Annotated in this window: 12 protein-coding genes; 5 read left to right on the top strand and 7 right to left on the bottom strand. The window is 67.0% G+C overall.

Features of this window, described 5'->3' with window-relative positions; all coding sequences use genetic code 11:
- The coding region (locus VEG08_12820) for an amidohydrolase family protein (GenBank protein HXZ28868.1) at positions 1-453 on the top strand (453 nt) is incomplete at its 5' end.
- 111 nt (positions 454-564) lie between these two features.
- On the opposite strand, the gene VEG08_12815 is transcribed toward VEG08_12820, so the two are convergent.
- Entirely contained in the window at positions 565-2,685 is a 2,121-nt protein-coding gene (locus tag VEG08_12815; protein ID HXZ28867.1) for a S46 family peptidase, read from the bottom strand.
- A 174-nt stretch (positions 2,686-2,859) separates the two neighbouring features.
- Between VEG08_12815 and VEG08_12810 the strand changes: the two genes are divergently transcribed.
- The 3 genes from VEG08_12810 (at position 2,860) to mnmA (ending at position 6,503) form a co-directional block, all read left to right on the top strand.
- On the top strand, positions 2,860-3,996 hold the full coding sequence (locus VEG08_12810) for a citrate synthase (GenBank protein HXZ28866.1): 1,137 nt from the start codon (positions 2,860-2,862) through the stop codon (positions 3,994-3,996).
- A 79-nt stretch (positions 3,997-4,075) separates the two neighbouring features.
- Positions 4,076-5,248 (top strand): cysteine desulfurase family protein, encoded by a 1,173-nt coding sequence (locus VEG08_12805; GenBank protein HXZ28865.1) that lies wholly within the window; start codon positions 4,076-4,078, stop codon positions 5,246-5,248.
- A 145-nt stretch (positions 5,249-5,393) separates the two neighbouring features.
- Positions 5,394-6,503: a tRNA 2-thiouridine(34) synthase MnmA gene (gene mnmA / locus VEG08_12800; protein ID HXZ28864.1), complete on the top strand. Its 1,110-nt coding sequence runs from the start codon at positions 5,394-5,396 to the stop codon at positions 6,501-6,503.
- On the opposite strand, the gene VEG08_12795 is transcribed toward mnmA, so the two are convergent.
- From VEG08_12795 to VEG08_12780, 4 genes are all read right to left on the bottom strand, one after another.
- On the bottom strand, positions 6,500-8,929 hold the full coding sequence (locus tag VEG08_12795; GenBank protein HXZ28863.1) for a protein kinase: 2,430 nt from the start codon (positions 8,927-8,929) through the stop codon (positions 6,500-6,502). The two genes, mnmA and VEG08_12795, sit on opposite strands and share 4 nt — an antisense overlap.
- A gap of 99 nt (positions 8,930-9,028) precedes the next feature.
- On the bottom strand, positions 9,029-9,556 hold the full coding sequence (locus tag VEG08_12790; GenBank protein HXZ28862.1) for a hypothetical protein: 528 nt from the start codon (positions 9,554-9,556) through the stop codon (positions 9,029-9,031).
- An 87-nt stretch (positions 9,557-9,643) separates the two neighbouring features.
- On the bottom strand, positions 9,644-9,949 hold the full coding sequence (locus VEG08_12785; GenBank protein ID HXZ28861.1) for a YtxH domain-containing protein: 306 nt from the start codon (positions 9,947-9,949) through the stop codon (positions 9,644-9,646).
- A gap of 130 nt (positions 9,950-10,079) precedes the next feature.
- Complete coding sequence (locus tag VEG08_12780) at positions 10,080-10,802, bottom strand: SDR family NAD(P)-dependent oxidoreductase (protein HXZ28860.1); 723 nt, start codon at positions 10,800-10,802, stop codon at positions 10,080-10,082.
- A gap of 294 nt (positions 10,803-11,096) precedes the next feature.
- Between VEG08_12780 and VEG08_12775 the strand changes: the two genes are divergently transcribed.
- Complete coding sequence (locus VEG08_12775) at positions 11,097-12,353, top strand: hypothetical protein (GenBank protein HXZ28859.1); 1,257 nt, start codon at positions 11,097-11,099, stop codon at positions 12,351-12,353.
- 77 nt (positions 12,354-12,430) lie between these two features.
- On the opposite strand, the gene VEG08_12770 is transcribed toward VEG08_12775, so the two are convergent.
- Complete coding sequence (locus tag VEG08_12770) at positions 12,431-12,709, bottom strand: helix-turn-helix domain-containing protein (GenBank protein ID HXZ28858.1); 279 nt, start codon at positions 12,707-12,709, stop codon at positions 12,431-12,433.
- A gap of 34 nt (positions 12,710-12,743) precedes the next feature.
- Positions 12,744-13,319: a CvpA family protein gene (locus VEG08_12765; GenBank protein HXZ28857.1), complete on the bottom strand. Its 576-nt coding sequence runs from the start codon at positions 13,317-13,319 to the stop codon at positions 12,744-12,746.
- Positions 13,320-13,327 lie beyond the last annotated feature (8 nt).

Below are 13,327 nucleotides of genomic sequence, written 5' to 3'. Positions count from 1 at the left end.
CTCAACGGGGTGAAGGAATTGGAGATCCTCTACCGCGCCGCCGAGGCCAACGGCATCCCGGTGATGGTGCACACCGGCACCTCGATCTTCCCCGGGGCGCGCAACAAGTTCGGCGACCCCATCTACGTGGACGACGTGGCGGTAGACTTCCCCAAGCTGAAGATCCTGCTGGCCCACGGCGGCCGCCCGCTGTGGATGCACACCGCCTTCTTCCTGGTGCGGCGCCATCCCAATGTCTATCTGGATATCAGCGGCATCCCGCCCAAGGCGCTGCTCAAGTACTTTCCCCGGCTGGAGGAGATCGCCGCGAAGACCCTGTTCGGGACGGACTGGCCGGGCCCCGGCGTCCCCGACATGAAGAAGAACCTCGATGACTTCCGCGCTCTGCCGCTCTCCGCGGCGACCCGGGAGCAAATCCTCTCGAAGACTGCACTTTCGATCTGGCCGGCGTAACGATTTACCGCAGAGGACGCAGAGACCGCGGAGACAGCCTGGTCAACAAGAAGGCCGCCCGGGTTCGGGCGGCCTTGGTTTGTTGATCCCCACTGATCCGCGGCGAAGCAGTTACTTGTTCTTCGGCGCGGGCTTGGCGGTTGGCGGCCCCATCAATTCGTTGGCCAGGCCGTCGGCGTGGTAGATGGCGCGCAGCGCCTCGATGATGCCGCGCGAATCCACGTGCACCGACCGCCCGATGGAGTCGTCGTAGACGAAGTCCCAGGGCAGCGACTGGATGTTGCCGTCGAAGATGATGCCCACCACCTCGCCCTTGGTATTGAGCACGGGCGAGCCGGAGTTGCCGCCGATGATGTCGGCGGTCTCCACCGCGTTGAGCGGAGTGTTGAGGTTGAGCTTGGACTTGGCGTCCCACCAGCTCTGGGGAAGTTGGTAGGGATCCTTGTTGCCGTGCTCCTGGGCGTGCTGGAAAGCGCCGGCGAACGTGGTGAAGTACGGCACCTTGGTGCCCGCCGCGACCGTGCCCTGGCCGTCCTCGGTGAAGCCCTTGATCTGGCCGTAGCTCAGGCGCAGGGTGAAGGTGGCGTCAGGGTAGGTGTCGGTGCCGCCCTGGGCGAAGTGGATCTTGGCCAGGGTGGCGCCCTGGGTGCGCTCCACCGACTGTACCTCGTCGTCGAAGCGCTTGCGCAGCGCCCGCGCCCGCGGCTCGACCGCGCGCATCATCACGATGAGGGGATCATCGCTGGCCTCGATGGCCTTCTGCCCGCCCTCGTAGAGCTGTTTGCGGACGTTAACATCGTCGAGCTTGGTACCGGCGATCAAGTCCTTGGCGACCTCGGCGGGGGTACGGCCGTTGAGCACCGCCTTGACCACCTCGTCGTCGTCGCCCAGCTTCTCCTGCATGAGGGCCAGCGCATCGGCGAAGGAGACGGTCTCCAGGTCCTTATAGACCGGGGCGGTGGAGAACAGTTGCTGTTCCAGCGAGGGCAGGGAAGAGTCGCGGTACTCGGGCAAGCGCTCGGCGTTGGGCTTCTGCTTTTCCACGGCGGCTCGCACCAGCGCGCGCGCGAAGAAGTTCAAGTCGCCGGGGAAGCCGGAGCGGCGGTCCAGGAAGGTGAAGGGCAGGTAGATCTCCCGCCAGGTGCGCTCGGCGTTCGCCGTCGCCGTCCAGGGATCGCCATACTGGCTCTTGCGCTGAGCGTCGGCGTTCACCCAGGCCTGCAGCTTGCTCTCCTCCTCCTGCTTTCTGGCCATGAGCTTGGGGTCCCGGATGCCGCCCAGGTAGCCGGTGATGGCCTTGATGGAATTCTCGATGCCGAAGATGTCCTCCTGGGCGCGGCGGTAGTTCTCCGGCGATTGCGCCGCCCAGGCTTTGAGCGCGGCGTTGCGGCGCTTCAGGGCCTCGAGACGGAAGGGATAGGCCAAGTCGCGCAGGGTCTCGATCTGCGCCACGGTGTCCATGCGGCTGGTGGAGCCGGGATGGCCGGAGACGAAGATCAGCTCGCCGTCCCTGATGCCGGCGTGCGAAAACTTCAAGTACTGGTCGAGGTGGACCGGCTTATCGTTCTCATAGACCCGGAAAAAGGTGATGTCGAGGTCCCAGCGGGGATACTCGAAATTGTCGGGGTCGCCGCCGAAGAAGGCGGCGTCGAACTCGGGCGCGAACACCAGCCGCACGTCGGTGTATTTCTTGTACTTGTAGAGGTTGTACATACCGCCGGCGTAGAGGGTGACCACGTCGCAGCGCAGGCCGGTGGACTTGGCGCACTCGCTCTCGATCTGTGCGGTGACGGAGCGGCGGGCGCGGGCGGCCTCGGCGGGGCTCATGCCCGGGGTCACCGCTCCTTGCACCTTGGCGGTGACATCCTCGATGCCCACCAACTGGTTCAGCTCCAGGTCGGGGCACTTGGCCTCCTCCGCCTGGGTCTTGGCATAGAAGCCGGTCTTGTAAAGGTCCTTGCTCTCCGTGGAGAGGCCGTGGAGGCAGGTCTGGGCGACGTGATGGTTGGTGAAGGTCAGGCCATCGGCGGAGACGAACGACCCCGAGCCGCCGTTGTTGAAGCGCACCGAGCCCAGGCGGGCGTGGTCCAGCCAGGCCTGGGTGGGCAGGAAGCCGTACTTGGCCTGCACCCGCTTGGCGGGGAAGTGGTTGTACAGCCACAGGCCTTCGTCGGCGCTGGTCAGGCCGGCGGAGAAGACCAGGAGGGTAAGAAGAAGAACGTACCTTCGCATAGGAGGGCTCCGTAGGGCAGAACATTCCGCCCGGGATTAGGAAACCTTTCATGATACGCCCCGGTCGCGCGCCTTGGAAAGCGCGCCTGCTTTCGGGTATAAATGAAAGGTTGCGCCCAGGGTGCGGAAACGCCCTGAAGATGCGCGTTGCAACGCACTTTCGACGAGGATCGTATGTCCACTACCACGGCAGCACCCAAGGGTCTGGAAGGCGTCGTCGCCGCCAACTCTTCCATCTGTTACATCGACGGCGAGAAGGGAGTGCTGGCCTACCGCGGCATCGACATCCACGAGCTGGCCGACCGCTCCACCTTCGAAGAAGTGTGCCACCTCCTGTGGTTCGGGCGGCTGCCCAAACAAGCCGAGCTGGATGACCTGCGGCAGAAGCTGGCGGCGGAACGCAAGCTCGATCCTTCCATCCTGAACCTGCTGCGGCAGCTTCCCAAGCACGCCCTGCCCATGGAAGTGCTGCGCACCGCGGTCTCGGCGCTCTCTCTTTACGACGCCGACGAGAGGAACAACGACCACGACGCCAATGTGCGCAAAGCCCTGCGCCTGACCTCGCAGCTTGCCATGATCGTGGCCGCCTACGACCGCCTGCGCAAGGGCCGGGCGGTGGTCGAGCCTGATCGATCGCTTACCCATGCCGCCAACTTCCTGTGGATGCTGAACGGGGAGAAGCCCTCGGCCACGGCCGAGAAGGCGCTCGATATCGCGCTCATCCTGCACGCCGACCACGAGCTGAACGCCTCCACCTTCGCCGCGCGCGTCATCGCCGCCACCCTCTCCGACGTCCATTCCGCCGTGACCGGCGCCCTGGGAGCGCTGAAAGGGCCTCTGCACGGCGGCGCCAACGAGGAGGCCATGCGCATGCTCTTCGAGATTGAGAAGAAGGGCGAGGACCCGATCGAGCACGTCAAGCAGATGCTGGCGGCCAAGAAGAAGGTCCCGGCCTTCGGCCATCGCGTCTACCACACCGAGGACCCGCGCGCCACCCACCTGCGCAAAATGTCGGAGGACCTGGGGCGCTCCGCCGGCAAGGCCAAGTACTTCGAGATGTCGCGCAAGATCGAGCTCTTCATCAACCAGGAGAAAAAGCTCAACGCCAACGTGGATTTCTACTCCGCCTCCACCTACACCACCCTGGGCATCGGCGTGGACCTGTTCACGCCCATCTTCGCGGTGTCGCGCATCAGCGGGTGGACGGCGCACGTGATCGAGCAGTTGGACGACAATCGCCTCATCCGCCCGCGCGCCGAGTACGTGGGCCCCAAGTGGCCCGCCCCCTACGTGCCCATGGAGCAGCGCTAGGTCCCCAGGCGCCTTCGCGGCCGCCTGCTGGAGTCCGCCAGCAGAGCCCTGCCATCTAAAGAGCAGTAGAATAGCCACCATGCGCCGGGTGTACCTGGACAACAACGCGACCACGCCGCTGCTTCCCGAGGTGCGGGAGGCCATGCTGCCCTACCTGGGCGAGGAGCAGTTCGGCAACGCCTCCTCCATCCACCACTACGGGCAGCAGACCCGGGCGGCGGTGGAGCGGGCGCGCGAGCAGGTGGCGGCGCTCCTGGGCTGCCGCGAGGCCGAGATCGTCTTCACCAGCGGCGGCACCGAGGCCGACAACCTGGCGCTGTTCGGGCTGGCCAAGCCCGGCGACCACGTCATCACCTCCACCATCGAGCACCACGCCGTGCTCCACTCCGCCAAGCGTCTGGAGACGCTGGGCTGCGAGGTCACTTACGTTCCGGTGGACGCGCGTGGGCGGGTGAACCCCGACGACGTGTGCCGCGCCCTGCGCCCCAACACCAAGCTCATCAGCATCATGATGGCCAACAACGAGACTGGGGTGTTGCAGCCGGTGGAAGAGATCGGCAAGCTGGCCGCCGAAGCCGACGTCTGGTTCCACACCGACGCGGTGCAGGCGGCGGGCAAGGTGCCGGTCAGCGTGCAGCAGATCGGCTGCGACCTGCTCTCCCTCTCCGCGCACAAGATCCACGGGCCGCAGGGCACCGGCGCGCTCTACGTGCGCAAAGGGACGCTGCTCGAGGCCATGCTCTACGGCGGGCGGCACGAGCGCTCGCGCCGCGCGGGCACGGAGAACGTCGCCGGCATCGTCGGCCTGGGCCGGGCGGCGGAGATCGCGCGCCTGGGCCTGGAGCAGGGCGAGGACAAGCGCCTTGCCGACCTACGCGACCGGTGGGAGACAACGATCAAGGAGAAGATCGAGGCGGTGGGGGTCAACGGCGGCGGCGCGCCGCGCGTGCCCACCACTTCCAGCATCTGGTTCGACTTCATCGAGGGCGAGGCCATGATCATCGCCATGGACCTGAAGGGGGTGGCGCTTTCGACCGGCGCAGCCTGCTCTTCGGGCGCCATCGAGCCTTCGCACGTGCTCACCGCCATGGGGCTGAGCCCGGAGCGGGCGCGCGCCTCCATCCGCTTCAGCCTGGGCAAGCAGAACACCGCCGAGGACGTGGACTACGCGCTCTCGGTCCTGCCGGAGGTCGTGGGCCGGCTGCGGGAGCTGTCGCCGCTGTACAAGAAGCACTTAGCGGTTAACCGTTAGCACTTAGCCGGTGCGGATTGGCCCGGACGTTATAATCATCTCAGCAAGTGGCAATGCTCCGAGGTCGTGCTCAAGCCGCTTTCTGCGGCCCTTTTTCCTTTGCGGTGGGAACCTCCACGGGCTAAGTGCTAGAGGCTAAGTGCGAATGGCTGCTTCTCCCATCGTCGTGGCCATGTCGGGCGGGGTGGACTCTTCGACCGTAGCGGCCATGTTGTGCGCCGAGGGCGAGCGGGTCATCGGCCTGACCATGCAGTTGTGGAACCAGCGGCGGCTGGCCGGACACGACGGCATGCCCGAGGCCGTCACTGGGCGCTGCTGCTCGCTCGACGATGTCCACGACGCCCGCCGCGTGGCCGAGCACCTGGGCATCCCCTACTACGTGGTCAACCAGGAAGAGCGCTTCGAGCGCGACGTGGTGCGGCCGTTCGTCGAGCAGTATCTCTCCGGACGCACCCCCATCCCCTGCAGCCTGTGCAACAACCATCTGAAGTTCGACCAGTTGCTGGTGACGGCGCGGCAGGTCGGCGCCGAGCGCATGGCCACCGGGCACTACGCGCGCGTAGAGTTCGACGCCGGGAGGAGCCGCTGGCTCTTGCGGCGCGCGGTGGATGAGGGCCGCGATCAGAGCTACTTCCTCTTCGGCCTGACCCAGGAGCAGCTCTCGCGTTCGCGCTTCCCCCTGGGCGAGAAGCGCAAGAGCGAGGTGCGGGAGATCGCGCGCCACCACGGCCTGGCCCTGGCCGACAAGCCTGACTCGCAGGAGATCTGCTTCGTCCCTGGCGGCGACTACAAGAAGTTCCTCGACGCCTACCTGGCGGAGCAGGGCGAGTCATTGCCCGACACGGCGGGCGAACTGGTCACGGCGAGCGGGGAGGTGCTGGGCCGGCACGATGGCATCCAGAACTTCACCGTGGGGCAGCGCAAGGGATTGGGAGTGGCCACGGGCTCTCCCCTCTACGTCATCCAGATCCGCGGCGAACAGAAGCAGGTGGTAGTGGGCGAGGATGAGGCCCTATGGTCACGCGGCCTGCGCGCCCGCGAGGTGAACTGGATCGCGATCGAGGACCTGCAAGCGCCGTTGCGCGCCCGCGTCAAGATCCGCCATCGCCACGAGGCTGCCGTGGCGCTGATCGAGAAGGCCGGCGAGCGCGAGGTGCAGGTGACCTTCGAGCAGCCGCAGCGCGCCATCACCCCCGGCCAAGCCGCCGTCTTTTACGATGGGGATCGAGTGGTGGGCGGGGGCTGGATCGCCTAGGGCTGGGGTTGCTCCTTCTGCCGGGCAGCCAGGAACTTCTGCTGGCAGTCGGCGGAGGCGCGGCGCAGCTCCCCGAACTCTGGGGCGCCGCGCAGCTTGGCCAGCAGGGGGTCGGAGTCCAGGGCAGCGGTGGCGCAGTAGTTCTGGTCCACCGCGCTGCGCAGCAGCCCCAGGGCGGCATCGCGCTGGCCGCACCAGGCCAGCAGCGAGCCCTGGTAGTACTTCATCTCGGGATCGCGCTCCGCCATGAGCGCCGGCCCTGCCTGGCCCACCAGGCGGCCGATCTCGGCGTCCGGGCGCGACTCCAGGCAGGCCTGCAGCAGGCCGCGGTACCAAGCGGGGTTATCGGGCATCTTGCCGAGCGCCTGCCGGGCCTCGTCCACCCGGCCGGCCCGCAGCAGCACCGAAGGCATCACGCTGAGCGAGAAGTCGGAACCTGCATCCAGGCGGAGGTAATCGGCCGCGCGCTGGGTTTGGCCCGTCTCCGCAAAAGCGAAGGTGCAGGAGCGGAAGTAGAAGTTGGCGGGATCGAGGCCCAGGGCGACATCGCACTCCCGCGCCGACTCGCCCAGCAGGCCCGCGTAGCGCAGCACGTAGGCCAGGGTGAAGTGGGCCTCGGCGCTCTCGGGACGGCGCCGGACCAGCGCCTCGGCTTCCAGATAGGCCTTGTCCAGCTCGCCCGCCTCCACCCAGTTCTCCGTGAGGTGAGCCGCGGCGGTGACCAGGTTGGGGTCCAGGGCGAGGGCGCGCTCGTAGGCGCCACTGGAGCGGTCGAACACGGCCTGTCCGCCTCCGGAGTAGCTGGCGTCCCAATAGTAGCGGCGACCCAGCGCCTCCCAGGCGGGAGCGTAGTAGGGATCCAGTCCCACGGCACGCTCCAGCAGGGCCACGGCTTGCTTGTTGGGGACGGGATCATGCGACATGGCTGCGCTGCGCAGATAGAAATCGTAGGCGGCGGAATTGCGCGGCCGCGTGGAGGACTCCCCGGGCGCGGCCGTGACCCCGACGGCGGGCAGCAGGCCCTGGCGGATCTGCACCCCTAACTGCCGCTGCACCGCGGTCATGTCCTGCACTCCGACCTCGAACGATCCCTGCCACGCGATCTGGTTCTTGCGCACGTCCACGTCCTCCAGCGTGACCCGGAGGCTCTTTCCCTCGCGGACGTAATGGCCGGCGAGCACGTTGGCCACCCGCAACTCCCGGCCGACCTGGGCGGGATCGAGGTTGGGCTCGGTGTACTGACGCGAGGAAGCCAGCGGCCTTACTTCCAGCGAGCGCGTGTGCGTGAGCACGTTCACGGTCTCGTCGGCCAGGGCGAAGCGCAGGTAGTCGATGCCGGGGTCCTGGGTGACGTTCTGAAAGGGAAGCACGGCGATGGTGTTGTTGGCGGCCGGCCCGCTGCGCGCGTGCTTGATCCAGTAGAGGGTCAGGACCACGAGCAGCATGACCACCACGCCCGCCAGTCCGAACAGCAGGTAAGTCTGGCTGAGGCTGACGCCGCGGAAGACGCTGCGCGCCGGGGCCACCAGGGGACGCACGCCCAGCGCCGCCGTGGTCATGCCGGCTTCCGAGTCGTGCTTCAGCCGCTGCAGCTCAGCGCGCAACTCGGCGGCGGTCTGGAAGCGCTTGTCGCGCCGCTTCTCCAGGGCGCGGCCGGCGATGGCCTCGAAGCCCACCGGCAGCGAGGGGTTCAGCTTCAGAGGCGACATGGGGCGGTTATGCAGCACCGCGTCCAGCGTCATCACGGTATTGCTGGCGTAGAAAGGCTTGTCCCCCGTGGCCATCTCGTAGAGCACCACCCCCAGGGAGAAGAGGTCGGAGCGGGTGTCGATCTCCTCACCGCGAGCCTGCTCCGGCGACATGTAGAAGGCGGTGCCGGGGATGATGTCGGTGGTGGTCAGGGCCTCGTCGCTGTCCAGGCTGCCACCGGCGTGCTCCTTCACCAGGCGATGTTCGGGAGCCAGCTTGGCCAGGCCGAAATCGAGGATCTTGGCCTGGCCGCGCTGGGTCAGATAGATGTTGCCGGGCTTGAGGTCGCGGTGGGTGATGCCCTGGGCGTGCGCGGCATCGAGTGCGTCGGCGAGCTGGATGCCGATGTCGAGCACCTGCGCCAGATCCATCGGTTTTTCGCGCAGGCGGTCCTTCAGGCTGACGCCGTCCAGAAGTTCCATGGCGATGAAGGGCTGGTTCTCGAACTCGCCGACGTCGTAGATGGTACAGATATTGGGATGGTTGAGGCGGGAAGCGGCTTGGGCTTCGCGCTGGAAGCGCTCCAGGGCGCGTGGATCCTCGGTCATTTTCTGCGGCAGGAACTTGAGGGCGACGTGGCGGCCCAGGCGGGTGTCCTCGGCCTCGTAGACCACGCCCATGCCCCCACTTCCCAGCTTGCTCAAGACCCGGTAGTGGGCTATGGTGCGGCCGACCAAGGAGCAAAGGCCTCCGTCCTTCTCAGCGCATGGTAGGGCGGTGGGATGGGCAAGTCAACGAACGGAGGGCGCCCGGCCCGGCGCGAGGGCGCGCCCGGGCTAGATGAACAGCTCCTCTTCGTCGCTGGCGGTGCGGCGGACAGGCTCGCGCGCCGTGGCCGCGGGCTTCTCGCGGCGTCCCAACATGGCCTCCAGGAAGACGTTGACGCCGCGCATGACCGCGCTCAGTTGCCGCACCGGGGAGATCACGGTGTGATGCACCAGGTCGGTGGTCTCTTCCACCCGGTCCAGGGTGCGGGTGACCAGCTCGTCGGCGCGGATCACCTGCAGGCGGGTGCGGTCTACCACGTCGGTCACGGTGGTGTCCAGGCGCTGCAACTGGTTGCGCACGGTGGTGGTGGAGACGGCGACGTTGTCCACGATGGTGTCGAGCTTGTCGCGATTGTCCACCAGCAGGGAGTGGGCGGCGTCCAGCACCGGAGCGGCGCGCTTGTGCACGTCCTCGGCCAGGGCTTCCACTTTGGCGCTGGTCTTCTTGGTGCTCACGTAGAGGGCGGCCAGGATGGCCATCTGAATGACCACCGCGACCGAGGTCACGATGATGAAGACGATGAGGAATGTGTTCATGGTGGCGCGCTCCGCGGGGATCCCTTTCCGAGGCGCTCCCGGAAGTGGCCGGATCGCCGCTGTTCGGGCCCGTGCTGCGGATGCCGCTTACTTCTTGTGAGAAGCCTCGGCGCTGGCCTCACGATAGCTCTGCTTGGCGGCGTCCATGGCGGCGTTGATCTGCTCCTTCTGCTTGCCCAGGACCTCGCGGCCGCGGTCCACCCAATCGTTCACCTGCTCGCGGGCGTGCTTGCCGCGGGTGATGACGTACTCGCGCCCTTCCTCGGCCCGCTCCAGAATAGCGTCGCGGGTCTCCTTTCCGGAGCGCGGCGCGTACAACACGCCGGCGATGGCGCCGATTCCCAGTCCCGCCAGGAACCACAGGAAAGCGTTGCCGCCACTGTTCTCTGACATAAGTCCTCCTCAGGGTTTCCTGAGATGTTCGGATGGTAGCACCGGCTTGGGGGCCGTGACAAAGACATTGCAGGGTGGCGCAGGAAAATCGGCGTTGCAACGGATAGTTCCCGCGCGCGCCTTCCGCGGCTTAGGGTTTCTGCGTGGGCCGGAGGACAATCTCGCTGGCGAAGGAGCGCGGCGCCTGGGTAACCAGCATGGCCACCACGTGGGCCACATCCTCAGGTTGAAGCATCTTGCCGGGGTCCTTGCCGGCGTGCGGGCTGAGTTCGGTCTGGGTGGAACCGGGACAGACCACGGCCACGCGGATGTTGAACGCCCGCAACTCCTCTGCCACCGAGGCGCACAGGCCGTTCAGCCCCCACTTGGAGGCGGCGTAGGCGGCGCCGTTGGGCAGCGCGTTCTTGCCGGCGAGGGAGGAGATGTTCACGATGTGTCCTCCGCCGCCACGCAGCATCAGAGGTACGAAGGCGCGCAGGCAGTAGTAGGGCCCGCGGAGGTTGGTGTTGATCACGCGCTCCCAGTCCGCCGGGGGCATCTGGTGGAGCGGGCCGCCGAAGCCGCCGACGCCGGCGTTGTTGACCAGGATGTCGAGGCGGCCGAAGCGCTCCGCGACCTGGGCGGCCAGGGCCTCGACGGAAGCCAACTCGGTGAGGTCGCAGGCGATGGCCTCGCAGCGGCCGCCGCCCTGGCGGAGGTGGGCGGCGGTCTGGTTCAGGGGCGCCAGTGAGCGCCCGCAGATCACGCTGAGCGCGCCCATCGCGATCAGGGTCTGGGCGATGGCGGCGCCGATGCCCCGGCCGCCGCCGGTGATCACCGCCACCTGGCCTTGGAGTGGCTTTCGAATGTCCATCTGCGCAGTCCTCCCGGACCCTGGGCTGCTTTTGCGGTGTCCAAGATATCCAGAAACCGGGGTCTCGGCATCATAGCTCAATAGTGGGGCGGTTCCCCGGGCGGCCCGCTTGCCTTGCGAGCGAGGCGCCCATATAATCCGTCCCTCGCCCGGGCGTCTGAGTTACGCCGTGGTCTGGACGATGCAGACGAAGGCGCGCGCACGACCCTAGACCGGGCTGGACGGATTCTCCCGGCGCAGGCGCGCCCGAGGGAGTCCCACGGCGCAATGACCCGACTGTTGAAGGAGCCCCGCATGAAGAAGTTGCTCGTCGTCCTCGTGCTCGCGTTGACCGCGGTTGCTGGATTGGCGCCGGGAGTGGCCTCCGCGCAAGCGGGTGGCTCGCAGGCTCCCATGGACCCGGCGGAGTACAACTCCTACGTCGCCGCCGTCCAGGCGACCAACGTGCAGGAGAGGATCGCCGGGCTGGAAGGGTTCCTGCAGCGCTATCCCAACAGCCAAGTGAAGGAAACCGCGCTGGAGCAGCTCATGGCCGCCTACCAGCAGACCGGCAATGCCGCCAAGATGTTCGAGACGGCGGACAAGCTGCTGCAGTCCTTCCCTAACAACCTGCGCGGTCTGGCGGTGATGGCCTACACCAAGCGCGCAGCCGCCCAGCAGGGCCAGGACGCGGCCCAGAACGCGGCCGCCGCCGAGGACTACGGCCAGCGCGGCCTCAAGGCGCTGCCCGCGGCCCCCAAGCCCGAAGGCATGTCGGACGCCGACTTTCAGAAACTCAAAAGCCAGTACAGCCTGATCTTTAACGGGGCCGTGGGCTTCGGCGAGCTGCAGAAGAAGAACTTCTCTCAGGCGGCCGAGCATCTGCAGGCCTCGGTGCAGCTCGATCCCAGCAGCTTCTATGACGTCTACCAGTTGGGCCTGGCGTACGTGCAGTCCACGCCCGCCAACCCGCTGGGGCTGTTCTACCTGGCCCGCGCCGTCATCATGAGCAACAACAACACCGACGTGAACAACGTGGCGGTCTATTACTACACCAAGTACCACGGCACCAAGGACGATTGGGACAAGGTGATGGCCGCGGCCAAGGACAACCCCGTGCCGCCCCCGGGATTCTCGGTGACCCCGGCGCCCAGCCCCGCCGAGATCGCCAAGAAACTGGCGGACTCCAAGGACCCCAAGCAGCTCAGCTTCGACGAGCTGCAGGTGATCCTCGTCTACGGCCAGCAGGACGTGGTGGACAAGGTCTGGGGAGCGGTCAAGGGTCAACCCATCCCCTTCGTCGCCAAGGTGATCGATGCCAGCCGCACCAAGCTGACCCTGGCCGCCACCTACGAGGACGTGCAGAGCAATACGGCCGACGTGGAAGTCACCATGGTCGCCCCCATCCCAGCCAGCATGCTGCCCAAGATCGGGGACCAGATCCAGATCCAGGGCAAGCCCGACAGCTACACCCCGAAGCCCTTCCTGGTGACGATGGTGGACGGGCAGTTGATCCAGCAGAAGAAGACGCCGCCACCGAGAAAGCCCACGACGCGGCGTCGCCCGCACTAGACCAGCCTCAGGCGGCAAAAATCAAGGGCAGCCCCCGGCGGGCTGCCCTTCGCCTTGGGCGGGAGGATGGTGAACGACTAGCGGCTGGCCTTCTTCTCTATGCCGGCCGGGCGGACCCCGTGGGGCGGGCGGCGGGCGCCGTTGCGCACCGCGCGCACATCCAGCTTGAGCTCGGCGATGGTGCGGCTGAGGGTGTTGCGGTGCATGCCCAGCTCGCGCGCCGCCCGGCACTGGTTGCCGTTGTTCTCCTGCAGCACGGTCAGGATGAAGCGCTTCTTGAACTCGCGCACCGCCTCCGAGTACAGGATGCCGCTGTGCACCATCTGTTGGATAAGAGCTTCGAGCTGGTCTTTCACCGGAGCCTCGCTTTCAAAACCACCACTGCACCCGCTATTTGGATCCCTGGCCGGGTTGGCCTGCCGCACCGCCGGGAGATGCCGCCGGCCCGCCCGGCGCCGTCGCCCGGCGCAGGGACTCCACTCCCTCGCGAAAGCGCGCTCGCAGGTCGCGGGGAGCCACCCAGCTCGCCCCGTGCGCCAGCACCAGGAAGTAGCCTCCCAGCCGCGAGGCCGCCAGGGTGGTGGAGCCCGGGGAAAATGCCGCCAGCCCCAGCACCAGCACGGTCACGATCAGCACGCCGCGCACCAACCCAAAGGCCGCGCCCAGCAGCCGGTCAAACCAACGCAACCCCGCCGCCTTGCCGGCCCAGCGGGCGATCCTTCCCGCCATGCCGGCCAGCAACAGGACCACGAAAAAGATCGTCAGAAAACTGACCCACTGCGCGATGGCCTCGGACTTCACGTAAGGCAGAAACCACGGCGCCCAGCGCGCATACTCCCAGACGGCGAACAGGTAGCCCAACACCGCTCCCGCCAGGGAGAAGATCTCAAAGAAAAAGCCCTCTGCCGTCGCCAGCAGCACCGACAAAGAAATCGTTACTACGATGACCCAATCCAGCCCACTCATGCCTCCGC

Source organism: Terriglobales bacterium (assembly GCA_035624475.1).
Classification (GTDB): Bacteria; Acidobacteriota; Terriglobia; order Terriglobales; family Acidobacteriaceae; genus DASPRL01.
The sequence above is the reverse complement of the archived record's forward strand: the minus strand, read 5'-3'. Positions and strand labels throughout refer to the sequence as shown.